At 46.2% G+C, this 24,164-nt stretch carries 26 protein-coding genes; 8 read left to right on the plus strand and 18 right to left on the minus strand.

Annotation, left to right across the window (positions count from 1 at the left end; genetic code table 11):
* Positions 1-33: 33 nt before the first annotated feature.
* Both JSU04_02655 and JSU04_02660 read right to left on the minus strand, forming a co-directional pair.
* Entirely contained in the window at positions 34-786 is a 753-nt protein-coding gene (locus JSU04_02655; protein MBS1969174.1) for a transporter substrate-binding domain-containing protein, read from the minus strand.
* Positions 787-821: 35 nt separating this feature from the next.
* Complete coding sequence (locus JSU04_02660; GenBank protein ID MBS1969175.1) at positions 822-2,396, minus strand: hypothetical protein; 1,575 nt, start codon at positions 2,394-2,396, stop codon at positions 822-824.
* A 77-nt stretch (positions 2,397-2,473) separates the two neighbouring features.
* Here JSU04_02660 and JSU04_02665 point away from each other — a divergent pair, with 77 nt between their 5' ends.
* From JSU04_02665 to JSU04_02675, 3 genes are all read left to right on the plus strand, one after another.
* The gene (locus JSU04_02665) at positions 2,474-3,580 is read left to right on the plus strand and encodes an autotransporter outer membrane beta-barrel domain-containing protein (GenBank protein MBS1969176.1); all 1,107 of its coding nucleotides are present in this window, start codon (positions 2,474-2,476) and stop codon (positions 3,578-3,580) included.
* Between the two features lie 71 nt (positions 3,581-3,651).
* Positions 3,652-4,035 (plus strand): response regulator, encoded by a 384-nt coding sequence (locus JSU04_02670; protein MBS1969177.1) that lies wholly within the window; start codon positions 3,652-3,654, stop codon positions 4,033-4,035.
* Positions 4,032-4,295: a hypothetical protein gene (locus JSU04_02675; protein ID MBS1969178.1), complete on the plus strand. Its 264-nt coding sequence runs from the start codon at positions 4,032-4,034 to the stop codon at positions 4,293-4,295. The genes JSU04_02670 and JSU04_02675 overlap by 4 nt, the downstream gene beginning before the upstream one ends.
* A gap of 71 nt (positions 4,296-4,366) precedes the next feature.
* Here the strand turns inward: JSU04_02675 and JSU04_02680 are convergent, their stop codons facing one another.
* The 16 genes from JSU04_02680 to JSU04_02755 form a co-directional block, all read right to left on the minus strand.
* Positions 4,367-4,579 (minus strand): hypothetical protein, encoded by a 213-nt coding sequence (locus JSU04_02680; GenBank protein ID MBS1969179.1) that lies wholly within the window; start codon positions 4,577-4,579, stop codon positions 4,367-4,369.
* Between the two features lie 207 nt (positions 4,580-4,786).
* Positions 4,787-5,161, minus strand: a complete 375-nt coding sequence (locus tag JSU04_02685) for a hypothetical protein (GenBank protein ID MBS1969180.1) — start codon at positions 5,159-5,161, stop codon at positions 4,787-4,789.
* Positions 5,162-5,177: 16 nt separating this feature from the next.
* Positions 5,178-6,827 (minus strand): cell wall-associated protein wapA, encoded by a 1,650-nt coding sequence (locus tag JSU04_02690; protein ID MBS1969181.1) that lies wholly within the window; start codon positions 6,825-6,827, stop codon positions 5,178-5,180.
* Positions 6,828-6,861: 34 nt separating this feature from the next.
* Complete coding sequence (locus JSU04_02695) at positions 6,862-7,740, minus strand: type II secretion system F family protein (protein MBS1969182.1); 879 nt, start codon at positions 7,738-7,740, stop codon at positions 6,862-6,864.
* Between the two features lie 14 nt (positions 7,741-7,754).
* Positions 7,755-9,968: a Flp pilus assembly complex ATPase component TadA gene (gene tadA / locus JSU04_02700; GenBank protein ID MBS1969183.1), complete on the minus strand. Its 2,214-nt coding sequence runs from the start codon at positions 9,966-9,968 to the stop codon at positions 7,755-7,757.
* An 87-nt stretch (positions 9,969-10,055) separates the two neighbouring features.
* The gene (locus JSU04_02705) at positions 10,056-11,564 is read right to left on the minus strand and encodes a pilus assembly protein (GenBank protein MBS1969184.1); all 1,509 of its coding nucleotides are present in this window, start codon (positions 11,562-11,564) and stop codon (positions 10,056-10,058) included.
* Between the two features lie 28 nt (positions 11,565-11,592).
* Positions 11,593-12,486 carry a Flp pilus assembly protein CpaB gene (gene cpaB / locus JSU04_02710; protein ID MBS1969185.1) on the minus strand — a complete coding sequence of 298 codons (894 nt, stop codon included), beginning with the start codon at positions 12,484-12,486 and terminating at the stop codon, positions 11,593-11,595.
* A 9-nt stretch (positions 12,487-12,495) separates the two neighbouring features.
* Entirely contained in the window at positions 12,496-12,906 is a 411-nt protein-coding gene (locus JSU04_02715) for a hypothetical protein (GenBank protein MBS1969186.1), read from the minus strand.
* Between the two features lie 65 nt (positions 12,907-12,971).
* Entirely contained in the window at positions 12,972-13,625 is a 654-nt protein-coding gene (locus tag JSU04_02720) for a hypothetical protein (protein MBS1969187.1), read from the minus strand.
* Between the two features lie 7 nt (positions 13,626-13,632).
* Positions 13,633-13,899 (minus strand): hypothetical protein, encoded by a 267-nt coding sequence (locus tag JSU04_02725; protein ID MBS1969188.1) that lies wholly within the window; start codon positions 13,897-13,899, stop codon positions 13,633-13,635.
* A gap of 19 nt (positions 13,900-13,918) precedes the next feature.
* Positions 13,919-14,107, minus strand: coding sequence for a hypothetical protein (locus tag JSU04_02730; GenBank protein ID MBS1969189.1), 189 nt, complete (start codon positions 14,105-14,107; stop codon positions 13,919-13,921).
* 6 nt (positions 14,108-14,113) lie between these two features.
* Positions 14,114-14,293, minus strand: a complete 180-nt coding sequence (locus tag JSU04_02735; protein ID MBS1969190.1) for a hypothetical protein — start codon at positions 14,291-14,293, stop codon at positions 14,114-14,116.
* A gap of 301 nt (positions 14,294-14,594) precedes the next feature.
* Positions 14,595-15,113 (minus strand): hypoxanthine phosphoribosyltransferase, encoded by a 519-nt coding sequence (hpt, locus tag JSU04_02740; protein ID MBS1969191.1) that lies wholly within the window; start codon positions 15,111-15,113, stop codon positions 14,595-14,597.
* Positions 15,114-15,125: 12 nt separating this feature from the next.
* The gene (locus tag JSU04_02745; protein ID MBS1969192.1) at positions 15,126-15,848 is read right to left on the minus strand and encodes a tetratricopeptide repeat protein; all 723 of its coding nucleotides are present in this window, start codon (positions 15,846-15,848) and stop codon (positions 15,126-15,128) included.
* Complete coding sequence (locus JSU04_02750) at positions 15,845-16,606, minus strand: outer membrane protein assembly factor BamD (protein ID MBS1969193.1); 762 nt, start codon at positions 16,604-16,606, stop codon at positions 15,845-15,847. The genes JSU04_02745 and JSU04_02750 overlap by 4 nt, the downstream gene beginning before the upstream one ends.
* A 37-nt stretch (positions 16,607-16,643) precedes the next feature.
* Positions 16,644-17,540: a hypothetical protein gene (locus tag JSU04_02755; protein ID MBS1969194.1), complete on the minus strand. Its 897-nt coding sequence runs from the start codon at positions 17,538-17,540 to the stop codon at positions 16,644-16,646.
* A 57-nt stretch (positions 17,541-17,597) separates the two neighbouring features.
* On the opposite strand from JSU04_02755, the gene JSU04_02760 reads away from it, so the two are divergent.
* Genes JSU04_02760 through mltG form a run of 5 tightly spaced genes read left to right on the plus strand, consistent with a single transcriptional unit; the run spans position 17,598 to position 23,940 of the window.
* Positions 17,598-18,974, plus strand: a complete 1,377-nt coding sequence (locus JSU04_02760; protein ID MBS1969195.1) for an aminotransferase class III-fold pyridoxal phosphate-dependent enzyme — start codon at positions 17,598-17,600, stop codon at positions 18,972-18,974.
* Between the two features lie 13 nt (positions 18,975-18,987).
* Complete coding sequence (locus tag JSU04_02765) at positions 18,988-20,334, plus strand: M20/M25/M40 family metallo-hydrolase (GenBank protein MBS1969196.1); 1,347 nt, start codon at positions 18,988-18,990, stop codon at positions 20,332-20,334.
* Positions 20,331-21,368 (plus strand): arginine N-succinyltransferase, encoded by a 1,038-nt coding sequence (locus tag JSU04_02770; protein MBS1969197.1) that lies wholly within the window; start codon positions 20,331-20,333, stop codon positions 21,366-21,368. Before JSU04_02765 ends, JSU04_02770 begins: the two co-directional genes overlap by 4 nt.
* On the plus strand, positions 21,368-22,870 hold the full coding sequence (locus JSU04_02775) for a succinylglutamate-semialdehyde dehydrogenase (protein ID MBS1969198.1): 1,503 nt from the start codon (positions 21,368-21,370) through the stop codon (positions 22,868-22,870). The genes JSU04_02770 and JSU04_02775 overlap by 1 nt, the downstream gene beginning before the upstream one ends.
* On the plus strand, positions 22,867-23,940 hold the full coding sequence (gene mltG / locus JSU04_02780) for an endolytic transglycosylase MltG (protein MBS1969199.1): 1,074 nt from the start codon (positions 22,867-22,869) through the stop codon (positions 23,938-23,940). The genes JSU04_02775 and mltG overlap by 4 nt, the downstream gene beginning before the upstream one ends.
* Positions 23,941-24,164 lie beyond the last annotated feature (224 nt).

Raw genomic sequence — 24,164 nt, forward strand, 5'->3', positions numbered from 1 at the left:
CACAAAAACCCTCGGTGATGAACCGGGGGTTTTTTATTTTCCGGACATCATGGCCATGTAATCGCCGTGATGTTTGAAGAAAGTTTGCTCGACAAAGTTTTTGATTTCTGGAGAGAGTCGTTTTCTGAAAGCAAGATAAACCTTAAAAGGTTCTTCGGGCAGTTGTACGACTTTGAGTGAGTCTCGGTACTTGCTATTCTTGACGATGAATTCGGCCACTTGATTCTGATGAACAAAAACTCCATCGATCCTTTTCTTGTCGATCAAAGAAAGAGTGCGGCTTGTGATATTGGCACCCGTTAGCGGAAATATCTGAATCTTATTCGCGGAAAATGATGCTGGCTGAGCAACACCTAACATCACTCCGATGGTTTTATTTTTCAAAGCTTGTAAATTTTGAACCTCATGGCCCGGTATAAAATCTTTCCGGACAATCAGGGAGTTTCTTCCGATCAAAAAGGGTTCCTTAGAGTAGTCATAGATTTTTTCGCGTTCTGGATTTTTGCTGAGGAAGCAAAGGACGTCGAGATCGTCGGTCTCAAGCTCGTGCAAGAGTCTTGAAGCAGGAGCTTGGTGCCACTCAATATCCAGGCCAAATTTTTCTTTAAGGCTTTTTTGTAAGTAGAGATCAACAAACTTCGGGACCAGTCCACCTGGCCGTGGGCTGTTTGAATCATAGATAATATGAGGTGCGCCCTCAAGGCCTGAGATTCGTAGTGCCTTCGCTTGGCTCATAGAGAACGAAAGTAGGAAAAAGCAACCAAGAAGCAACTTCATAAGTTGCATTGGATCATACTTATAGCCGCTTGGGTTACGTTTCTTTAGAAAAGATATTCAATACCACCCATAATGCTGGTCATTTTCTGAGTCGTATTGGTGGAGGTGTGCGTACCGGACCCCGCGCCCGAGAAGTCAGAAGAATAATACTCGAAATTGATCTCGCCGCGAATTTTAAAGCGGCTTTTCAAATGGTAGACACCGAAGAAGCCAAATTGGTTGATCGAACTTTTTGAAGAGTCACCTGAGGCTGTGGATTCACTCATGCTCGGGCTCATGAACATATTGAACTGAGCTCCCAGGTCCATTGGTACTTCTGTCGTCAGCGGGAATTGGCCAAGCAAGCCAAAGACCAGACCGCCGTAGTTCATATTTGTAAATGCCAGCGGTGTGCTTTGATCTGAGTGCGAGTTGTAAGTTGCATAGCCGGCGCTGAGCTGAATCTTAGGGCCGAAAAAGTCTTCGCTCATCAAGAAGTTGTAAGCGCCCATCACGCCGTAAGATGACAAGGACATGTTCAGTTTTCCAGGCGTTGAACCAGCGAGTGGATTTGAAACACTAAAGACCGACTGACGAATGTTGTACAAGATGTTCCATTCGCTGCTGATCCAGAGCTCGCCCTTGACGGCGATTTCAGGAGCCATGGGTGTCGAGGCATCAATTGAACCTGACGAGAGATTTGTTGAAATGCTGTAATTGCCAAGGCCGGCTAAAATCGCGATGCGGCCATACTGTGGGGCTTGCTGTGGCAGCCACTCACGAGGGTTGTCGCCATAACTGAGGTCACGGTCTTTGCGGTTTTCTAAACCTGGTATGACTTGGCCGTTCTGAACAACGGGCTCCGCATATTGAATGAATTCCTGTGGCAGGAGTTTCGCCGTTGGCTGAACTGTGCCAGGCTCTTTTTCGTAAGTCACATAGGCGAAGCTTAAGTACTCATCTGTTTTGTAAACTTTAATTTTGCCGAGAATTTCTTTTTCGGTGCTAATCATGAATTTTAATTTCGGGTGACGATTCACTTTGAGGATTTGGATCACCGAAATCTCATCGTTGTTTTTTAGACCATTTTTAAAACCGAGGTTGATAGTGACCTCTTGGCCCCGACGGCTCAGGATCATCCCGCGGTATGGTAGGCGGGATTTGATTTTTTCGTACATGCGCTGAACTTGCTTTTCAAGATCTGCGATTTCAAAACCCTGATAGTCAGAGAGCTCTTCTTGCAAAAGGGGCATGCCCGAAGAGCCTACGAAGAAATACATTTTTCCGTTAAGTCCCTTGGGACCTTTTGTTATACGGAATGAGAACAAGCCTTGAGCTTTTGCGGAATTAAGAAAGCCTTTTACAGCGTTTGGATTTTCATCAAGATCCAGCGGAGTGACGGTTTTGTCGGGAAGAGCTTCGTAAGACCAAGATTTGTCGTTGGTAAGAAGCTCTTGGAATTTCTTATAAAGTGGATTTGCGTAGATGCCTTTGATGTTGTCAGTAAACGGAACTGCGGTGACGGTCTTAATCGTTAAGTCTTGGTCGGCTGCACTTACGAAAGCAGAGTTCGACTGGGCTCTAGTCTGTAGTGAAAAGAGAACGACGAATGGAAGCAGGACGCCAAGATATTTTTTCATATTTTAATTCTGCCTGGAGTCGAAAAACTCGTCAATTTCACATCAAGTAAATGGCCTTTGAATCCGAAAAATCTGGTATGAAGTTCGTATCTCGCGCGTTTATTTTTACTGCTGCTTTTATACTTCCGGTACTTTCTTATGCTCAGTTGGATTCTTCCTATGAGCTATTGCTCGGAAACTCTCCGTCGCCATTGCTAGCGCCGAAGAAGCAGGCTCCAGTTGCTCAGAAGGTAGCCCCTAAAAAGCGTAGGCCGTCGAATGACGATCAGACCAATGTCCAGCCAGCGGCGTTGGATAAAGTCACTCCGACTGTGGCTGAGAAGAGCGAAGTTCCGCAAGGCCGTCCGATGCCAGTGAAAATGCAACCTACCGAGGAAGAACCGACAATCACTCAGCAGGCTCAGAGTATTTTTTCCGCCGATCCAGAGCGCGTATTGGATTTCTATCAATCTCAATTTGATGAATCAGATCCTCGTCGCAATAAAATTGAAATCAGCTTTGCTCCTAGTTACGTCACTAACGATTCTTCTTCGAACTATTCATACCGTGATTATCGCTCGGTGTTTACCGGCATGAACTTGGGTGCAAATGTTTGGTTAACTCCGGCAGTGGGTATCGGTGGAAACTTTATGTTTTCGCTCGGTGCAGATACTAGCGGGGATGCAGTTTCTGACACGCGCTCGCCAGCTCGTTATGAGTTCTTGGATGCGGGTTTGAAGTTCCGTCAGTTCTTTGGGTTTTCACAGACATCGAAGTCTTTGGAATTTGATGTGTTGTATAGTGATTATAAGTTCAACGTGGACTCTGATGATACTTACCGTACGAAATTGAAGACGACGGGTCTAGGTTTGAAAATGACTCTGAGACTTCCTTCAAGCAATGACGTTGCTTGGTTGATCGGCGGCAGCTTCTATCCGCGCCTTCAGCATACCGAGCAAAAAGCGGGTGCTGATATTGGTTCTGGCAATAATAAAGAAAACGTCCGCATGGGCGTGCAATTGGGTTCTGAAATCAAGCTTTCACGCGATTCTCAGATTTTTTATGAGGCGTCAGCGACTTCTGAGAAGAACTTGTTTGATGGAGCTGCCAAGTCGGTCGACCCTGCTACGAGTCTGACTCCAAAGAACGTGAGTGTCACAAATACGTTCTACATGTTCTCTTTAGGTTATCGCTGGGGGAACTAACAATCCCCTCGCTAAGTCGAGTCCAGTCGAAAGCGCTTAGACAATTCCCCTAGAAATTTCGATAATGAACTATGTCCTTTCGCTATATCGTGATTGATGATGCCGCGTTCGTTGGTGAGCTTGTTAAGAATATTCTTAAAGGCGCAGGTGCTATTTGTGTCGGGCAAGCGTTGAATGGTGAAGAAGGCTTTCGCCTTTTTGAAAAGACACTGCCTGATTTAGTTATTCTAGATATGGTGATGCCGAAAGAAAACGGCATTGAGCTTGCTCGTAAAATTCGCGAGGTCTCGCGCGAAACGATTTTGATCGCCTGCTCTACACTCGATGATCGCAACATTATCGACAACGCGATGGATGTAGGCTGCAATGAATATGTTGTGAAGCCTTTTAGCAAAGAAGGTCTTCTTCAAGTTGTCGGAAAATATTTTAAGAATACGCCGGAGAAAACAAAATGAGTGAATTGATGTTTGTTCTAAAGAGCTTCATTATTACGGTGGTATTAATTGTGGCCATGCAAGTGAAGGTGGGAAATTCTTCACTGGAATCGTATTCGCAGTGGTGGCTGCAGAAATCTTCGGTTTCAATCTATATTCAAAGTGTCGCCGCGGGCGGGGCTTTGGCGCTCAAGAATCTCGTGACAGGGGTTAAAGGCAGCGTGACGGGAACGATCGATAGTTATCGCCAAGGATCGAAGGCTCAACAAGCCGGTCGCTAATTCATCAAAAATAAAAGCACTGGCCCTCGGGGGAAAGAACCAGTGCTTGTATCTGATCTTAAGCTAAGAAATTACTTACGAGCTTTATGAGACTTAACTTTAGAAGTCGTCTCGCTCTTTGCAGAAGCGGAACTCTTGCTCACTGTTGCTCTTTCTGGATTTGTATTGCCAGTGCGCGGAACTCCAGATCTAGAGTTGCAAGCACTTGAAGCAGACGCAGTCGCCGCCGCTGTGGCAATAGAAGCCAACATAACAAAAGACATCATCAATTTAGAGATACGCATGTTCTCCTCCTCAGTAAGAGAGTCAATTCGTAGACCATTACAAAGACTATCTATAGCGAAGGACGTGCCAGAGTCGGGTTGATTTTGGAAAGGGAAAAACCTAAGGGTTTAAATGACTTAGGAGAGGGGGCCCTCTCCTAAGGTGTACTTATATTAGACATGCGAGAAACGAAAAAGGGCTTGGTGTCTCACTATGAGACAAGCGTACTATTGAGAACCGCCGTTAGATTTGCTGCCAGAACCAGGTGAAGCAGAGCCCGCGGAACTAGAGCCACCGCAAGAGCCTTTATTGCCTTCTACACACTTCGTAGCTGGGACCATGCGGCCGTTAGCTGCTGTGTTTTGGCCGCCAACCGTGTTTTTAAAGCAGGTGCCATCTGGGCATTTATTCCCGGCATTTCCAACACCGTTCTCACTATGGTTTGCGCCCCCCTCTTCAGAGGCCGATTTAGCAGGATCGGGGCTTGTTGCGCTTGTTGTGTGAGCGGGATCCAAAGGGACATTGATATCTGCCATTGCAACGCCAGAAAAGATCAGAACAGTTGCGAAAAAGCTCGTAATTGCAAGAATGAGGTTTCTCATATTATTCGATCCTTCCTTAGAATACTTCTGAAGTTGCCGGTGCAACGACGTCTAAGAGATTGTTAAAGGTGCTAGCAACCTGCATGGCAACGCTAGGGCCTTCTTTGCTTTCGACCTTGTTGATCTCACCACTTGGTTTGTATGTCACTTTAATAGTGCCAAGGCCCGGGCGAGTAACGACAGACGGCTTACCAAAGCGGTCTTCGTATTCAATTTTAACAACTTTCTTTGCTTGGTCCGTGATTGTTGCGATACGGCCTTTGTTGTCGTAGGTCATATTGATCTTTTGACCGTCGCTGTTCTGAGCGTAAACCAAGTTCCCCTTGTTGTCGTATTTGAACTGGGAGCTCTTGGATGTGGTTTTTACACCTTTATCATTATAGAAAGTGCTTGTGACTTGGCTGACCTTCTTGATGGTTGCATCGTACTCGAAGCTCATACGAACATTCGGGCTCGCTTTTACTTTCACTTGGCCATCTGGATAGTACTCGTAAGAAACTTTCTCAGCATTGCGGCGGATTGAAAGCGGCTTACCGAAGACTTCATGGTAGCTGATATCTGTCGTGTTACCGTTCGTTGTCGAGAGAACGCGCTGTAAGTAGTACTGACCATCAGCGCGCTGCTTGTGCCAGAATTCGTACTTATTATCTGCAACTGTTTCTTTGCCACAGACTTTTTTAACGATCGACCAGTAGTGATTCTTAGGGTCTTTGTTGTCTACATCGTAAGTATAAGACTCAACGCACTTTTCACGGTCTGTGAAGCTTGTAACCCAGTCATTCTTTCTATCGTATTTCAATACGATCGACGTCTTATCTGGATAGTTCGCTTTGGTTAAGTTATGAAGGTCATCGTATTCGTAAGTATATGTCTTTAACCAAGCATTCTTTACGAGTGCCAAGTCATCAAGATTCGCAAAACGATACTCTGACATCAAACCGTTCGGACCAGAGATTGATTTGACCTTCTTATTCGGGAAATATTTGAACGTCAAACGGCGGCTATTGTTATCTGTGATGTTTTGAATGAGATCTTTCTCGTACTCGAACTTCAAGAAATTACCGTTCTTGTCGTACATATGAGTTAGCTTACCTTGCGGGCTAAAGCGCTGAGAGCTGCCATCCACTAACGTACGAGTGTAAAAAGTCTTGTTGAAAACGATGTTTTCGACTTCTCGGCCGTTGGCGAAGAACTTCGTACCCTCTTTGATGGCGATATTAATACCGTACTGATGAGCGTATTCAGAGCGCGCGTTGTCGTCTTCCATTAACTGAGCTTGTAAATTCTTATAGAAGGACTCAGTTTGGCCGACCTTTTTATCAGCTTTCATCTTTGCGATAATATTAGAGATCGTGTTCTCAACGTCTTTTTTGGTGACTTCACGAGGAGAGAACGTCACTTCAAGACCGCCTCCGCACTCTTTGATTTTGAGATTTCCTTCGGCAGTAATATCCATGGAAGTCTCGAAGTCAGAACACCAACCGAAACCAAAGATACCATTAAAGAGCGATCGGCTGTTGTAGGTGCGCGAGATCTTAAGATCATAACCGCTACCAGGAACATCCATATCGATCCAAGTATTAGAGTAGTTGGCATTTTTCATGTCTACGAGAGCATGCGCTTGAACGGCTGCAAATAGCAGCAACACTGAAAGTGCTCTTTTCATCGTTGTACCTCATCCTTGAAGAACAAATAGAAACTTACACTTTAATTGTAACAATCTTTTTGATCATGATGCCACCGATAATTTGCAGGCCTAGCATGGCAAAGATAAGGACTAGACCAAGGGTCGTGCTGAACATCGGTTTGATGTAATTCGGATCAATCACCAGGAAAACCGCTGCCAATATGAATGGAATGGATGTGACGATAATCCCTTGCATAAGACCTTGGGCGGTGAGTGCTTGAATTTTTTTCTCTACTTTTTGTCTCTCGCGCACTGTGGTCACGATTGTTTCAAAAGTTTCCGCGAGATTACCGCCGGTTTCTTTCAAAATATTGATCGCGGTTACAAACATCTGCACGTCAGGTCGAGGAATTCTCTCACCTAAGTCTAGGAGAGCTTCTTCGAAACTTTGACCGAATTGATGTTGAGTGATCACTTGGCGGAATTCTTGGCTGATGGGATTTCCCATGATTTCAATCACGCGTTCCATACTTTGCATTGCATTCGATCCGCTCTTAATACCATTGGCCATGATTGTAAGACCATCAACCATTTGATCCACGAACACGGTGCAACGTCGCTCGTACAAGTATCTCACAACAAGCAATGGAATAGACCAGCCAGCGATGGTGACTGTCGCACCAAAGAGTGCGCCCAAGAATACGCTTGGCCAGAACAGAATGAAGAACAAAGAACCCATACCAAAACTAATGAGCAAAATCGCCCAAGTTACTTGGCGCTCGTCGACCTCAACTGACATGAGTTTGAGGATCTTCATCACCTCTTCACGCTGACCGAGACTGCGTTTATAGAGGAAGTTGATCGCTTTATCTGCGAAGGCATAAACAATTAGCGCGATGCAGACGGCCACTGCAGGAATTACGAACCAAGGATTTAATAAAAATGATGGCATCCGATTCCTCCTTCCTAGCTAGTCTTCTTAATCGGGTTCAATGGGCCCATGGGTTTAGGTCCTTGAGGTGGTTTTTGCTCAGGCGTTCCAGCGGGGCGAGGCTCGTTAGAGAAGATCTCGCGTGGAATCACAACACCCTTGTCGCTGAGCTTTTGAATAAAGCTAGGCACCACACCTGTCGACTGGAAAGTTCCTTGGATGCGGCGGTTTTTATCATAACCAGTTTCTTTAAAGCGAAAAATTTCTGCCAAAGTCACAACGTCGCCCTGAAGTCCAGAGACCTCGGTGATGCTGAGAACTTTACGGCTACCGTCTGACAGACGAGAAATCTGTACGATCAAGTTGACGGCTCCAGCGACTTGTTCGCGAATCGCGCGGATTGGTAAATCCATACCTGACATCAAGCACAGAGTTTCCAAACGAGCGATACATTCACGGGGGCTATTCGCGTGAGTCGTTGTCATTGAACCATCGTGACCTGTGTTCATCGCTTGCAACATATCTAAAGCGGCGCCGTCACGGCACTCACCGACGATGATACGGTCAGGACGCATACGCAGGGCATTTTTAATAAGATCACGAATCGTAATGGCGTTCGTGCCTTCCATCGAAGCTGGGCGTGTTTCAAGACGCACAACGTGTTCCTGCTGAAGCTGCAGCTCGGCCGCATCCTCGACAGTAATCACACGTTCATTCGAAGGGATGAACGATGACAACATATTTAGCAAAGATGTTTTACCGGAACCGGTACCGCCACTAATAACAACGTTGAGACCGTTTTCCACGCAGATACGGAGGAAGTCGATCATCGGTTTGGTGATACTGCCATACTCAGCGTATTTCTCCGGAGAAATACCGCCCTTTTTAAATTTACGAATAGTCAGCGCCGGACCGTCAATTGCCAAAGGCTCAATCACGGCGTTTACGCGGCTTCCGTCTTTCAATCGGGCATCCACGTAGGGACTCGACTCGTTGATCTGACGACCCAGCGGAGTCACAATACGCTCAATAATGCGGCGAAGGTGATCATTCGAAGTGAAAGTCACGGGGCTCAATTGAACCTTACCGGCTTTCTCGAGGAAAATTTTCTTATGACCATTCACCATGATCTCTGTGACGTTTGGATCAGCAAGCAAGTCTTCGAGAGGGCCCAAGCCGAGAGCTTCTTCTAAAACCTCTTTGATGATACGCGAACGTTCATCACGCGGTTGATCTGGAGCTTCGCGGTCCGTGATCAAAGTAATTTCGCGACGAGTTTTTTCGCGAACTTCCTTTTCTTTATTTTCATCCCCCTTCGTATCGAGAAGGAGTTTTTTCAAATCCACAGTGCGGATCAATTCCGAATGGATACGGAGTTTCAGCTGTGTTCGCGGATCATAACCTGAATTTGCGCCGCCACCTTGTGAAGAGGTATTTGACGAAGCTGATTCTGATGCAGCCGGAGCGGCAGGTTTTGGGCGTGCAAGAGTTTTAAGCTTTTGAATCACACCGCCGCTGAGTTTACGAACGACTTCGTAGTAAGCACTTGTGATGGGAGCTTTCGGCTGACCGATCACAAAGGGCTGATACTTTTGCAATGAAGCCATCGCTGTGATTTCATCCTGAGGAATAATACCCAGAGGAGCCAACTGCAGCTGGCCTGCGATGGCTTGTGGAGAAAGACCCGTTGGTGACGCTTTATTGATAATCAGCTGGAACATATCTTTCGGGAAAGTATTCGAAAGAAGTTCGTTGATTAGACGTAATGTCTGAGTCACAACGAGAACCTCAGGAGTCGTCACGATCATAATCGCGGTCGCTTCCTGAAGGATCGCCATTTGCAAAGGCCCCAGGTCATTACCGATATCAACAACGATAAACTTAAACTGACGACTAAAGAATTCAAGCTGCTTTAGCGCGAGATCCGGACTGATGTTCAGAGTCTCTTCAGGCCCGCGAACAGCTCCGAGATAGGCTAAGCCACTTGGATGCATCGTCAGCAAGGTATTCATGTTCTGAGCATTCACAGAACTTGTCATCGAAGCGAGCTCTTTCAGAGTTTTATTGGGTTTAATACCCATGATGACGTTTTGATCGCCGACGCTTTTGCTGTCGCCATCGATCAAAAGGACCTGAGTGCGGAGCTCAGACATCAAAGCAATAGAGAAGTTGGCAGCGAAAATACTTTTTCCGACGCCACCTTTACCACCGACAACAGCAATGAGATTACAATTCGGGTTTAATGCCAAGAGTCCTCCGAAATACTTATCGGAATTAGAGGAGCCTTCAATAAGACCAGGAAGCGGCTAGGTGACCCTAGCCTTTGGTCTTTAGTACTAGTCTCTAAGACGGAACTTCTTTTTGATTTGCTCGGCACCAGCACTCGCAGACGTCTTGATAACCGGAGTTACGAAAACGACGAACTGGCTTTGATTGCGCTGGAAGTTCTTAGAAGCGTACAAGCTAACAATCGGGTTCTTTACTTCACTCGGCATACGGTTGTAACCGGTTGAAGAAGCATTACGGATCAAACCACCGATCGCAGCACTCTGACGGTCACGAATAACCACCGTCGACTGAATCGAGTTTGAACTTGTAATCGGCGCGCCGTTTTGGCCGGAGCCCAACAAGTTGCTCAAAGCGAAGTCCATATCCATGTGCACGCTGCCGGATTTTTCGCCCAAGATCACAGGAGTGATCGAAGACTTGATACCGACTTCGGCAAATGCAGTTCCTGGCTGACCATCTTTACCGATGATCGAGTAAGGCATATTTGTGAGCTGCTTAATTTCACCTTTTTTACCGTCTTGGATAATCAAGCTTGTGCTTTCCAAGATACGAGCATGACCATGTTCTTTTGCCCAAGTTAACTTAGGTAAAAGATTTGATACCACGCCCGTCAAAGAGCTCACAACACCGCCGGCAGAGGAAGAGCCAGTTTGGAATTGCAACTGTGATCCGTCGTCTAACTGCGGAGTGAACTGGAATTTGAAAGCTTTCGAATAGTCTTTGTTGAGTTCCACGTAGTGAACAACCAACTGGATCATTTTTGAAGGAGGAGGCGGAGCCTGCTCTTTCACGGCGATCAAGTTGATTACGCCATCGTTTGCCGGCTTACGTTTTTTGATAACGCCTTTTTCTTCGGCGGCTTCAACAACGATATCTGGCACATAAGTTTTTGCAATGATCTCGGCACGGCTGCGCTCTTCATCTGAGTTTGCGTAACCTTGCAAGATGAACTTGTCATTCACTGCGCGAACTTCGATTTCTGGATTGTTGATATCGCGGGAAATGAACTCAGCGATTTTCTTTTGCGCCAGTGGGCTCAGGGTGACTAAAGACGAAGCTTGGTCACCGAACTGTTGGATCACGTTGTAAATACGGCTGAGGTCGCGCGGCAGAAGAATCTGACCATCGACAACCACTTTGTTATTTACAACCTTGATGGTGATACCTTCGATATCACCAAGAAGGGCACGGATTTCTTTGACGACTTTATCGAGTTTTGATTTCTTAACATCGATGCGATATTCAGCGACGACTTTGCCGGTCTTCTTATCGTGAATCGTCATCGTTGCAAAGCCTTCAGCTTTTGGTGTGAAGCGAATGACGTTAAGTTCTTTAGAGTGAGCGGCTGTTACGATACGGCGGAAGTCACCTTTGAATTCGACGTTTTCAGGAATCGGCGGAAGCTTCTCATCTTGCTCGATACCTAAAGTCAAATTGACGAATGTGCGTGAACGGAATTTCGTATCATCAGATTGCCCGTCGTCGTCTGTATCGACAGCGAAAGCAAATTGAAACGACAGAACGAGGACAAGTCCTAACAAGTACTTCAGCTTCATAAACATCCCCCTCATCTCCCCAATGGATCTATAGAGTCTTAAACCCATTGCGTCTTTGCGTCGGCGGCGCCACACGAGGCGCAGGTGCAGGCGGCATCACTACAGGTGGAGCAACCGGAGTCGCGGGTGCATCCATATTCACGACCGGTTTTCCTAAAACGCTTTCTGCACTAGAGCTTGGCAAGCGTGGAGGAATCGTACGATCGTTTGGATTTCTCAAGGTCAGATAAATATTTCCTGGAGCGGTTGATAAAATATAAACCAGATCTTGAGCCTCTTTTTGATTCGCCTCTACTGTAATTGTACTATATTTTGTGTCACTTGTGAGAGCAATTTGGCTCAAATTCTTACCACTCGAATCCAACTCGAATACACGAGGGATGTTGTTCATTACGTTTACACCAGTGGCTAAAACTACTACATCCTGCATGAGCGTCTGAACTTCTCTTCTCTGATTTACGCCCTTGCCAGTGTCGACAGCGGCAAGAATGTCGATGCGATCACCTGGTCGGACCAATTTTGAGACACCACGGACTTCATCAACTGGAATCGCAATAGCACGCTTGCTAGGAGCGACTTGCAGAGAGATCCCAGTATCTGGGCCGGGAGTCAGCAAGCTGTTCTTGAGGACGACCTGACCCTTTTTAATAGGGATCGCAGCGACGTTACCGACGACTTCGTCTGGATTTGAGACAGCATCTGGATCAACGAACTCACTAGGTCTTTCAATCGTTGTGAGCATTGTATCGTAAACCGTCCCCATCTCGACAATATCTTCCTTGGCGACGACGATGGTTTTCAGGGATCCGTATTTCTTATTATATTCGGCACGCTTCTCTTGCGACCAACTATACAGAAGGAACGCGGCGAAAACACCGGCAGCTATTGAGAGCCATAGATTTCTTGTTTCATTCGATCCCATAACGTCCCCTTACTTTTCCCCACACTTAGTGTTCAAGCAGATGCCGTACTGCGGTCGTACCCAAACAGGCGTCACACCACCTCCAGCGGTGTAGCGCTTGCCATCGACGGCGTCGTAGATCCTAGAGTTGTGTAAATCTGAGTTCCCGGTCGTATCCGTTTTAGACATAAAATCAATCGGGCGTTGAGTTGCGACGAACAACTGATCGCCTTTTTTATTTTCACTCACAGTTGCATGAATACGCATTCCTGTGTCTTTGTAGCTAATGATGTCAGTCTTCACATTTTCACGGAAGTAAGTCAGGTTCGAGCGATGACGGAAAGTTTCAAACGCATAGTTACGCGCCGACATCGAATTCAAGATACCCGTGTGAATAACACCAAAGAAGCCGATAGAAAAATTGAACAAAAGAAGAATGATGATCATGATCGGAATCAACTCGATGATCGCCATGCCCTTTTGATGTTTTCGGGTTTGTTGAAGCGCTAGCATCCGTTGTCCTCCATCGGAATGTAATCCGATTGGCTGGCAGCGCCGGCAATATGTTCAAAACGCTTATCAAGTTGCAAAATCGATTTATAGCGATCGGTTTTAATCTGATCGCGGCATTCTTTCGAGGTCGGTTCGCGAATCATCATACCAGTCAGGAATGCTTTAAAACCATTGCCATCCGGATCCGTCGGACCCAAAAGGGGAATTTTTAGATCGAGCAACTTTGCTTCGAAGTTCAAACGGATACCCACTTGCGGAATACCGCGAGTGCTATCAGCTGGCTTTGGATAGCGGTCGGTAAAGTCCTTGCCGCTTGCACCACCACCGCGGATATCGAGATTGCCGATCTCAAACCAGCCATTGCTGAAAAGAGGAGCCAGGACTTTGTTTTTCTGTAATGAAGCGAATTTATCTTTCGCGGCTTTCTCTTGATCGTCTTGGGTCTTGTGACCAGCAGCATGCGCGCGCGAAACAGAGAAGGCGATGTATTGGCCGACCTCGACCATTGAAAGAGTAAAGCTGAGAGAGAAGAAGACTGCACAAAGGCAGCAAGCGATGACGATTGAAAATAGGAAATCAGCTGAAAGGAAGCCTTTCGAGTTGCGAAGTGCGTTTGCTGGATTTCCATTTCCAATGCCCAAATTCATATTTCCCCTATTTCGGGTCCAAGCTCAGGCCTCGATCGCCCTGGTTTGGATGTTTTTTTGCCGCTTCCTCTGCGGGTTTCCAAACACCGCTTTCAATCATTCCAGCGGTTTTCTCCCATGGACCGGAAACGAGGGTTGCCATGGTCTTGTTTTCTTTCAAATAGCGCAGGCCAAAAAGCAAAATACTGACGGACACAACCATCAGTAACACGGCTTCGATAACGAATTGCCCGCGCGCATTTTTCAGGAGGTTTATTCCAGAGTTTGTTTTCATACTCGAGACCTCCTGAAAGTTATTGTTCGGTTTCCCACTTGTTTCTGTCGCCGTTCGGCTTGAAACCATCACCCGTGATGAGTTGTTTCTCTACGCGCATGCCGAGGACCGGGCCCGATTTTTTAAAAGCATCCTGAGGAGCTCCCGAAAAAAATTTAAGCCCGATGAAAAACACCGCAATGAGCAGAAGAATGTACTCTACGGTCACGAGAACCTACTTGATTTCGTTAATCATACCTTGAAGGTCGCCGAGTTTACCTTCCATTGTTGCTTTGATTTGATTTTTGAACATCATTACAAGGGCAACGACCACAACGAGAAGTAAGATATACTCAGTTGCGCCTTGGCCACGTTGGTTTTTGAACAACTTCTTAGAGAATGATTTGAACTTCATAGTGTTCCCCCTATGCTATGACTATCGGCTTATTTCGAGATTATCTTAAGAGGGCCTTGCCTTTTTAGAAGAAACGATAGAATGTCTCAACTCGATACAGTTTTTGTGATTTACCCTGTCTAGCCTTTTGTCGACACGACCTATTGACGGGAAAAATTTGCCCATTTAGAGTATGTGGAAACGGATGTATCAAGGAGAAGGAAAAGAAATGTCAAAGCAGCTCGTCGTGCTCTACGTAGTTTGTGTCGTTGCTCTATTTTTAGTGAACGTCGCTGTTAGCTAGTTTCCGTTTCCCAGCACCTTAGTTCTTAAGGTGGTAGATATCCGGATAGTTACGTCCCAGTTCTTCGGAATCCATGCCATATCCCACAACATAACGATCATCGATAGTCTTACCAATGTAATCGGCTTTGATAGGAAGCTCGCGGCGAGCTGGCTTATCTAAAAGGGTTACGATTTTGAGTGATGCCGGTGCAGAAGCGAACAAACGGTTTCTGAGGAAGCTCAGAGTACGGCCTGTATCGATGATTTCTTCGACGATGATCACGTGCTTACCGGCGATATTTACGGAAATATCTTTAACGATCTTGATGGCGCCGCCTTTTTCAACGGCTTTGACGTAGACGAAGTCCACTTGCTGAGGCAAATCCACTTTTCTCATCAAATCGGCGGTCAAATGAACAGATCCGCGGAGTGGGCAAATGAAAACAATCTCTTTTCCTTCGTAATCATACTCGATCTGTTGGGCCAAGCCATCAACAAGCTCAGCGATCTCTTCACGGGTGATAAAAGGAACCATTTCGTTTTTAATTTGTCCCATAGTCTTTTGCCTCTACAGTTCGATGGAAGTAATGCCAGCTGCTTGTGCCATTTTCAAATATCTCAATGCTTCAGGATGTTGTGGATCCCGCATCAAAATATTCTCCCACTGCTCGGTGGCCTCAGCAATATTGTTTGAGTTGTAATAGATAACTCCGAGCTTTAGGCGAGCTGGAATAAAGTGTGGGTACTCGCGAATCAGTGCGCGGAGGTCCTTGATGGCGCGTTCGGTTTGTCCCAATTGGACATAGACCTCAGAAATACGCATTGTGATTTCAGCTTTACGGGTTGAAAGCTTCTGGGCCTTCAACAGTTGGTCGAGAGCTTCGTTATAGCGTTTGTACTGGAAGTACAAATCCGCGAGCTCTTCGTGCTTCGAAGAAAGCTTTTCATCGATGAAGGGGTCGTTCTTGCCACTTTTCTTTTCAAGTTGGTCCTGGGCATCGGTGAAAACTTGCTTACCTTCGTCATACTTACCCAAATCGTTCAAAATAATTGAAAGACCAACGCTGGCGTCGGTGTAAGTCGGATCGATTTCAAGCGCGCGTTTGAAAGTCTTGATGGCTTTACTGAACTGACCTTTATCGTAATAGATCGTTGCCAGCATTTGGTAAACTTCTGGGTTGCGGGTATTTTGCAAAAGCATTTGCTGCAAAATAGGTTCCGCCATTTTGTAGTTGCCGTCGATAAAGTACTCGCGGGCCTCAGCCAGCATGTCATCATTCAAAGATTTCATAGCTTAACTTCCCTTTCAGCACTTTTCGCCTCAGACGAATTTGGGAACTTGGTCATCAATTCGTTCAAGTATTTTTTCGCTTTGAATGAGTCGCCGATTTTGTTGGCGCTGACAGCCGCTCCGTAAAGAGCTTTTTCGTCAAAACCGAGTTTCGGGTATTTCGAAGCAAGACCCTCATAGCGAGGCAAAGCACTGTCGTACATTTCGCGTTTGAAATAGAAAGCTGCGATGTACTCTTCTTTACCGGCAAGCATTTTCAAGGTTTCTAACTTTTTGTCGGCCGCTTCGTTGATGTACTGAGAGTTCGGAAAGCGTTTCATCAAGTCATCAAAGCTTGCGAGAACTTCGTGAGCGACAGTGAGATCACGATCCAAACTTGTCGGGAGCTGATTATAGTAACTCATGCCGATGCGATACATAACGTAATCGATCTGCGGATGTTTTGGATGAAGTTCGCGGAAAGCTTGATAGCTCACCTGGGCTTCTGGATAAGATTCTTGTTTGAAGTAAACATCAGCGATGGCCAATTCCGCTTTTGTCGCAAAGTTGCTGTAAGGGAATTTGTTTTTCACATCGGTGTAGCGACGAATAGCTTCTTCATAGCGTTCGTCTTTATCGAACTCTTCAGCGATGCCGTAAGCACCTTCTGGAGTGTCACTATTTTTATCCATGGTAGAGCAAGCGAGCATGCCGGAAAAAACCATGAAACTTGCGATCAGGCTGTTTAACAAAAATGGAATAAATCTGCGTGTTTGCATCATAAGGCCCTGAGTTTAATAAGGGCCCTTAGTCGAGTCAAAAGGCATTTTTGCCGGAAGTGCTCATCAGGCTGTCTTTTTTCACCCAGCCGGTGAGCCCGCCCGGGTAGCTGACCTGAATCCAATCATTTGCGGCGTTTCTGACAATCACCTCAAAGCCAGCATAGAGGTCAAAAAGCCCGGTTTGGCCGTCGCCAGGGGCAGTTTGGGCACTGACTTTGTCAGCAATGATGGTCGCGCGCGGGACTGTGAGGTCATAAATTTTCAAAAGTGTGAAAGAAAACGAAAGAATCAGGGCTAATCCCAGCAATAAACCGATGACCGGAGTGCTCGGAGGAGCTTGTTCTTCCTCAAAGGCTTTGCGACGGCGTCCCAAAAAGCGGAGCCAGATAAAACCACAGCTAAAAAGCAAGAGCGCGGTCAAAATGTGAAAACCATTCAGTGACGCAGAATTTAGAACAGTCGAGCGCAGGCGCTCATAGGTTTCTATTTGGTGAGGGATTTCTTTGACCTCTAGCTGCGACAAGACAAATTTCAGTGCTGCCTCCGCAACTGTTTGGGACGGGTCGATGTAAAGGGCGCGTCGGAACATGGCAACCGACAACCCTTTCTTTTGCAATTGGAAGTAGCTAAGACCCAAATCCGTTAACACAGTGGCGCTATCAGGATGAAGGTCTAGGGCCTTTTCGAAATTCAGAGTCGCGTCTTCGAACTTCTTTTCTTGATAACTCTTTGTGCCGCGCCCGAAGTATTCTTCGAAGCTCAGTTTAGTTGCAGACGCTGCGGGAACTTCGGGGCTTTTGTCTTGAGGAGCAGCGTTAGTTGTCTTCGCCTCATTCTCGATTGCTGTGGCCTGCGTCGTTGCTGGTTGTTCAGCGTAGACTGATGGTATGAAAGCCAGGAATATAAATAGAACTTTTAATAACGAAGACATGATTGGGAAATTGTACTAAACTGCGAAAATCAGTCAATTACCAATGGAAGGTTAAAAATGAATTCTCTTGTCGGGCGTAAAATCGCTGAATCTCCAAAAGTTGAAAGTCTTATTAAAGATCTGGTTCAAGAAGTAACGAATATCAATGAACAAATCAAAGGACCACAAGCTCCTCAGCCTGAGTTTGTTGAGGCTGGTAAGAAGTGGTTTGATAAAGTGGGCCAATTCCGTGGCCGTCCTTTGCACTATCCTTACGTCGGGACTGGAGCTGGTCGTGGTCCTTTCGTAGAACTCGAAGATGGAAGCATCAAACTGGATTTGATTAACGGTATCGGTATTCACCTGATGGGTCATGGCAACCCACGCGTGATGAAAGCCGCTGTTCGTGGCGCTCTTTCTGACATTATCACTCAAGGGAACTTGCAACCGAATCGCGAGTATGAAATCTTTCTCGAAAAAATTGTTCAGCTTGCTAGTAAGAACAGCCGTTTGAAATATGCATGGCTTTCTACTTGCGGAACGATGGCGAATGAAAGCGCGCTTAAAATGGCTCGCCAAAAAAATTCTCCAGCGCGTTTGGTGATGAGTTTCAAAAATGCTTTCGCCGGCCGTTCTACGATGATGGCGGAAGTGACTGACAATCCGGCTTACAAACAAGGCTTGCCAGATTATAACGAAGTTTTGCGTATTCCTTTCTATGATAAGAACGATCCACAAAGCGGCGCGAAGGCTCTTGCGACAATGAAAGAGCACGTTGCGAAGCACGGAAAAAATATCTGCGCGTTTGCATTTGAACCAATGCTCGGTGAGGGCGGTTATCAAGCAGCACCTCGCGAGTTCTTTGTGCCAATGCTTGAGTTCTGTAAAGAACAAGGCATCGCAGTTTGGGCGGATGAAGTGCAGACGTTTACTCGCACAGGCGAATTGTTCGCGTTTGAAACTTTGGGTATCGGTCAGTACATCGACATCTGCACTTTGGCGAAGACAGCGCAAGTGGGCTGCACGCTTTACACTGAAGAGTACAATCCAAAACCAGGTTTGATCGCTGGGACATTCTCAGGTTCTTCAACTTCTTTGAGCGTGGGTATCGAAATCCTCGATATGCTTCAAGAAGGTTACCTCGGTAAAAATGGTCGCATCATGCAAATCCACAACCGATTCATTTCAAAATTGAACGAGTTAAATGCAACGACTTGCAAAGGCAAAGTTCAAGATGCCGGCGGTATGGGCCTGATGATCGCGTTTACGCCGTTTGACGGTAAAAAAGAACAAGTCGATGCGCTCACGAAGAAATTCTACGCCAACGGTTTGATCGGCTTTACTTGTGGTAAAGATCCAGTGCGTGTTCGTTTCTTGGTTCCTGCAGTTATTCAGGACACAGAAATCGATCTCGCGATCAAGATCATTGAAAAATCGATCCTTGAAGGCGTTTAGTTAGGAAGCTTGATTGGATTTTATTGAGGCCTGCAGGAAACTCATCTCGATCGACAGCACGCCCACTCACGGCAATAAAGAAGCCGCGGAGTTTGTGGCAGAGCTTTGCCGTGCGAAGGGTCTTCAGGTTGAATTGCAGACAGATTTTGTGGGCGACACCGAGCAAGCCAATGTGATCGCCCGTCCTGTGAGTGAACGTCCGCCGTTGGAGTTCTTGCTACAAACTCACTTAGACACTGTGGATCCAGGGCCGTTTGCACTCTGGACACAGACGGAGTGCAACCCGTTTGATGCCACGATTATGGATGGAAACATTTATGGTTTGGGCGCAGCGGATGTGAAGCTTGATTTTTTGTGTAAACTTGAAGCGCTGGCTTCATTTGGTCTAAACCGCGCTTGGAAATTGCCACCAGTGTTAGTCGGTACTTACGGTGAAGAGCTTGGCATGCAAGGGGCGCTTCGCCTGATTCGCAAAAACAAAATTGCTGCAAAAATGGCGCTTATTGGGGAACCCAGCGATTTGAAATTGATCAATGCAGCAAAAGGCTTTGCTTCGGTTGAGGTGCGAATCCCGTTTGAAGCCGAAGAGGTTGAGTATCGACAAGAGCACAATCTCAAAGAGAGTACGTCAACGCAAAGTAAACTCTTTATCGGGAAAGCAGCACACTCGTCGACACCGCATCTTGGAGAAAGCGCTATCACAAAAATGCTTCAGTATTTGCAGCAACTGCCGGATTCTGTGACATTGATGGAGATTGACGGCGGGGTGAACTACAACTCTGTTCCAAGTCATGCATTGCTTGAGATCGATGTTGTTTCGAATACGACCAAGCCGATTATTACTAAAATTGTAAATATCTTCGAGGCCGTAAAGGTTCTCGAAAAAGAATTTTTAAAGCATTTGGATAAGGACTTTTTCCCGTCAGAGCCGACTCTGAACATCGGCTTGATCCGCACATACCAAGATCACGTGCTTCTAGCAGGGTCTTGCCGTGTGCCTCCGGTGATCACGAATGAGATCTATGAAGGCTGGATGGAAAAGTTACGCCAAGTGTGTGAAGCCAATGCCTCGCAATTCCGGGTCACGGATTATAAAAAACCTTACCGCACGAACGAAACTTCGATGTTGGTAAAGGGCTGCCGTGATGAACTTCGCAATATGGGATTAGCAGACGGTCTGGCGACACAGCCTTCAACCAATGAAGCCAGCATTTTTTCCCGCACGGGGATTGAATGTTTATGCTTCGGGCCCGGCAAACGCGAGGGGAATGTTCACACGCCCTCAGAACATGTTGCCGTGGAAGATCTGAAAAAGGCTGTGGAATTTTATAAACGTGTGATTGAAAGGTTTTGCTTATGAGTTTTGTTATTAGAGCCGTTCAGCACGATGACCTGAACCAGCTTGTGGATTTGGCAAAGCAGTTTTCTTTGTTGAACTTGCCAGGCGATCGTAAAGTTCTCAGTCAAAAGATTGATCGTAGCGAACAATCTTTTGCCGGAAAACTTCCGAAAGACCAGGCAGAGTACTTATTTGTCTTAGAAGACATCGAAGAAAAGATGATTGTCGGAAGCTCACTTGTGATCGCTAAACACGGCAACGACGAAGTTCCGCATTGCTTCTTTAAAATTTTGAAAAGAGACATGTTTAGCCAAGATTTGGGAATCGGATTTATCCACCAAGTTTTGCGCTTCCAGTTGGATTTTGACGGACCGACGGAAATCGGCGGTTTATTGGTTGATAAAACTTATCGCCGCCGTCCTGAGAAGCTCGGTAAACAAATCAGCCTCGCACGCTTCCTTTACATGGGCTTGCACCCAGAAAAATTTGAAAGCCGCGTGCTCTGCGAATTGACTCCGCCATTGACGGATGAAGGCCGCAGTGAATTCTGGGAAGCTTTAGGGCGCAGATTTACGGGCCTTCCGTATCAAGAGGCGGATTTGCTTAGCCAAAGCCACAAAGAATTCATCGAAAGCCTGTTTCCTAAGGATGACATTTATTTAGCGTTGCTCGATGGTAAAGCCCGTTTGGTTTTGGGACGCGTCGGTGAAGCAACTAAACCAGCCCAACACTTGCTCGAGAGCATTGGCTTTGAATATTTGGACGAGGTTGACCCATTCGATGGTGGACCTCATTATGGAGCTAACATCGAAGATATTTTGCCGGTGAAGCTGGGTCGTCGTGCGAAGTTGCAGGATTTTAAAGATGCAACCTTCAAAGAGCAGGGAATGTTAGGAACCGGCGGAGATACTTTCCGTGCGGCATTGGTATCTTATGATTTACGTGGCGGCGAAGTGGCGATTCCTAAAAAGGTTCGTGAAGCTTTGGGTGCCGAAATTGGTGATGAAGTGTTTATTTCACCATGGAACTACTCCAAGAGAAAGGAACAAACATAATGGAAATCTATCCAATTAAATATCAAGGGGACTTTATTGCAGGTCGCTTTGTTCCTGTGGAAAAAGGCGATGGCGAATTCAAAGACGTCAGCCCGGGTGATTTGAACGATCAAATCATGACTGTAAAGTTTAAATACGATCATATCGATGAAGCTTGCATGGCGGCGAAGAAAGCCTTCATTCCATGGACGCGGTTGTCTTTGGATGAAAGAAAGAATTACCTCCTCAAGTTGAAGGAAGTTTTCGACAAGCACACTGAGCAAATGGCGCAGATCATTGCTCGCGATACAGGGAAGGCATTGTGGGATGCGATGACCGAAGCTAAAAACCTCGGTAACAAAATTGACATCACCATCAATAACTCGCTCAAGCTGATTAACGAAACCCACATTCCTAATGCTCTTCCGGGTGTCGAGGGTGTGGTTCGTCACAAAGGCCGTGGTGTGATGGCGGTGTTAGGCCCATTTAATTTTCCAGCGCACTTGCCAAACGGTCACATTATTCCGGCATTGATTTCTGGTAATACAGTGGTGTTCAAACCTTCAGAGCAAACTCCGGCAGTCGGTCAGTACATGGCTGAACTGATTGAGAAAGCCGGTCTTCCACCAGGCGTTTTCAACTTGGTTCAGGGTGATGGTGAATCTGGCCGCCGCTTGGCAGCAAACGAAAATGTGGATGGGGTTCTGTTCACGGGTTCTTACGAAGTCGGTTTGAAAATCAAGCAAGAGACCATGACTCACTACTGGAAGATCTTGGCACTCGAAATGGGTGGTAAGAACGCGACAGTTGTTTGGGATGACGCTGATTTGGATAAAGCGATCTATGAAACTTTGATCGGTGCTTACTTGAGCACGGGTCAACGTTGTTCGGGTACAAGCCGCGTGATTTTGCACCCGAAAATCGCTGACGAATTTACTGAAAGATTCTACCAAGCGGCAAAGAAGCTCACGATCGGTCATTGGAGTGAAAATCCGTTCATGGGTTCTTTGATCAATGCCGCAGCGGTTGAGAAATACATCCGCTTCCAAGAAATCGCAAACCGCGAAGGCTGCGAATCGATGATGCGTGGTAAATCTTTGGATCTGAAGCAAAAAGGTTTCTATGTCACTCCAAGTATTCACTTGGTGAACAAATTTGATCCAAACTCAGTCTATCAAAAAAGTGAAATCTTTGGTCCGAACGTTGCCATCTACAAAAGCGGCGACTTCGATGAGACCCTCAACATGGTGAACTCAACAGGTTACGGCTTGGTGATGTCGCTTTTCTCGAAGAATAAGTCTTTGTACGAAGAATCTTTGTTGAAAGCGCGTGTGGGTCTTTTGAACTGGAACCGTACAACAAATGGAGCGAGCTCTCGTTTGCCATTTGGCGGTATGGGTAAATCCGGTAATGACAGACCGTCAGCGGACTACGCGATTCAATACTGTACAGTTCCGGTGGCGAGCCTTGAAGACCCGACGCCATTTGATAAAACCAAAATGCTTCCAGGAATCAGTCTATGAAGAAAGTGACATTGATTGCTCTGATCGCGGTTGTGAGCTTGATCGTTGCCGGCGGCGCAGCTGCTGGTTATCTTGCTCATGAGTTTTTAAATACCGCACCAAGTTCTGACAGCACTGAAGTGATTTACGAAGTGAAGCCAGGCCAGAGTTTCAATGCCATTGCCAAAGATCTTGAGTCTCAAGGTTTGATTAAGAACGCGTTTGCATTTTCTATGTACGCGCGTTTTACCAATCAACGTCAGCAGGTGAAACGTGGAGAATACGGTTTCCGCAAAGATATGATGCCGAGTGAAGTTCTCAGTATCATTACCTCTGGCAAAAGTATCGCCAAGCCATTTACTGTTGCCGAAGGTTTAAATATTTATGAGATCAGTGATCTCTATGAATCCCAAGGCTTTGGTAAGAAAGCTGATTTTTTAGCTCTCGTCAAAGACAAGGCCTTTGCGCAGCAGTTGCTCGGGGAGCCCGTTGACAGTCTCGAAGGTTACCTTTTCCCGGAAACTTACATGATTACAAAGTTTGATAGCACTCGTGATTTGATCTCTTCTATGGTGAAGAGGTTTCTTGCAGTCTACTCTGAGATTGGCGCTGCTCAAGCTCTGCCGGGTTGGAGCCGCAATCAAGTCGTGACCCTTGCCAGTATCGTCGAAAAAGAGACGGGGGCTAAAGAAGACCGCGCGCTGATTTCCTCTGTGTTCCACAACCGCTTAGGCAAACATATGAAGCTGCAAACCGATCCTACGATTCTATACGGGATGGCGGACATGACTGGAGTTATGCCTAACAATATCCGTAAAGACGATATTCTAAAGCCAACCCGCTATAACACTTATGTCATCGGGGCGCTTCCTCCAGGACCAATATCCAATCCTGGCCGCGAGTCGCTTCTTGCAACGTTGAAACCGGCTTCGTCGAAGTATCTTTACTTCGTTAGTCGAAATGATGGAACGACAGTGTTCTCGGAAGATCTCGGAAATCACAACAAGGCCGTTCAAAAATTCCAAATAAATCCGAAGGCTCGCGAAGGAAAGTCCTGGCGCGATTTAAATAAGCCAGCAGCGAGCAAATAAGAGACACGGCAGTATCTTTTTTAGATTTCCATAAAATCAATTCAAAACTTATTTACAAAACTGGTCGATGTGGAGTGCTTTTGATCGGAGCACTCTTATCATCAAATTCTGAACAATTCCGTCAGTTTGCCTTCAGAAACTGAGACTTTTGCTCGAAATGTTAGGCATGAAGTCTATTTCGACGGAGGCGCAAAGTGAAAGCTTGGTTTAAGGGGATCAGAGGA

Source organism: Bdellovibrionales bacterium, from assembly GCA_018266295.1.
In the GTDB taxonomy this organism is placed as follows: domain Bacteria; phylum Bdellovibrionota; class Bdellovibrionia; order Bdellovibrionales; family Bdellovibrionaceae; genus JACMRP01.

What these genes read in the sequence shown, in the direction of transcription:
- JSU04_02705 (MBS1969184.1), bottom strand. Translation starts at nt 11,564, where the DNA reads ATGAAGCTGAAGTACTTGTTAGGACTTGTCCTCGTTCTGTCGTTTCAA.
- hpt (MBS1969191.1), bottom strand. Translation starts at nt 15,113, where the DNA reads ATGGGACAAATTAAAAACGAAATGGTTCCTTTTATCACCCGTGAAGAG.
- mltG (MBS1969199.1), top strand. Translation starts at nt 22,867, where the DNA reads ATGAAGAAAGTGACATTGATTGCTCTGATCGCGGTTGTGAGCTTGATC.
- JSU04_02735 (MBS1969190.1), bottom strand. Translation starts at nt 14,293, where the DNA reads ATGAAGTTCAAATCATTCTCTAAGAAGTTGTTCAAAAACCAACGTGGC.
- JSU04_02685 (MBS1969180.1), bottom strand. Translation starts at nt 5,161, where the DNA reads ATGAGAAACCTCATTCTTGCAATTACGAGCTTTTTCGCAACTGTTCTG.
- JSU04_02745 (MBS1969192.1), bottom strand. Translation starts at nt 15,848, where the DNA reads ATGAAATCTTTGAATGATGACATGCTGGCTGAGGCCCGCGAGTACTTT.
- JSU04_02755 (MBS1969194.1), bottom strand. Translation starts at nt 17,540, where the DNA reads ATGTCTTCGTTATTAAAAGTTCTATTTATATTCCTGGCTTTCATACCA.
- JSU04_02720 (MBS1969187.1), bottom strand. Translation starts at nt 13,625, where the DNA reads ATGAATTTGGGCATTGGAAATGGAAATCCAGCAAACGCACTTCGCAAC.
- JSU04_02760 (MBS1969195.1), top strand. Translation starts at nt 17,598, where the DNA reads ATGAATTCTCTTGTCGGGCGTAAAATCGCTGAATCTCCAAAAGTTGAA.
- JSU04_02665 (MBS1969176.1), top strand. Translation starts at nt 2,474, where the DNA reads ATGAAGTTCGTATCTCGCGCGTTTATTTTTACTGCTGCTTTTATACTT.
- JSU04_02660 (MBS1969175.1), bottom strand. Translation starts at nt 2,396, where the DNA reads ATGAAAAAATATCTTGGCGTCCTGCTTCCATTCGTCGTTCTCTTTTCA.
- JSU04_02770 (MBS1969197.1), top strand. Translation starts at nt 20,331, where the DNA reads ATGAGTTTTGTTATTAGAGCCGTTCAGCACGATGACCTGAACCAGCTT.
- JSU04_02690 (MBS1969181.1), bottom strand. Translation starts at nt 6,827, where the DNA reads ATGAAAAGAGCACTTTCAGTGTTGCTGCTATTTGCAGCCGTTCAAGCG.
- JSU04_02670 (MBS1969177.1), top strand. Translation starts at nt 3,652, where the DNA reads ATGTCCTTTCGCTATATCGTGATTGATGATGCCGCGTTCGTTGGTGAG.
- JSU04_02675 (MBS1969178.1), top strand. Translation starts at nt 4,032, where the DNA reads ATGAGTGAATTGATGTTTGTTCTAAAGAGCTTCATTATTACGGTGGTA.
- JSU04_02695 (MBS1969182.1), bottom strand. Translation starts at nt 7,740, where the DNA reads ATGCCATCATTTTTATTAAATCCTTGGTTCGTAATTCCTGCAGTGGCC.
- JSU04_02680 (MBS1969179.1), bottom strand. Translation starts at nt 4,579, where the DNA reads ATGCGTATCTCTAAATTGATGATGTCTTTTGTTATGTTGGCTTCTATT.
- JSU04_02775 (MBS1969198.1), top strand. Translation starts at nt 21,368, where the DNA reads ATGGAAATCTATCCAATTAAATATCAAGGGGACTTTATTGCAGGTCGC.
- JSU04_02750 (MBS1969193.1), bottom strand. Translation starts at nt 16,606, where the DNA reads ATGCAAACACGCAGATTTATTCCATTTTTGTTAAACAGCCTGATCGCA.
- cpaB (MBS1969185.1), bottom strand. Translation starts at nt 12,486, where the DNA reads ATGGGATCGAATGAAACAAGAAATCTATGGCTCTCAATAGCTGCCGGT.
- JSU04_02655 (MBS1969174.1), bottom strand. Translation starts at nt 786, where the DNA reads ATGCAACTTATGAAGTTGCTTCTTGGTTGCTTTTTCCTACTTTCGTTC.
- JSU04_02725 (MBS1969188.1), bottom strand. Translation starts at nt 13,899, where the DNA reads ATGAAAACAAACTCTGGAATAAACCTCCTGAAAAATGCGCGCGGGCAA.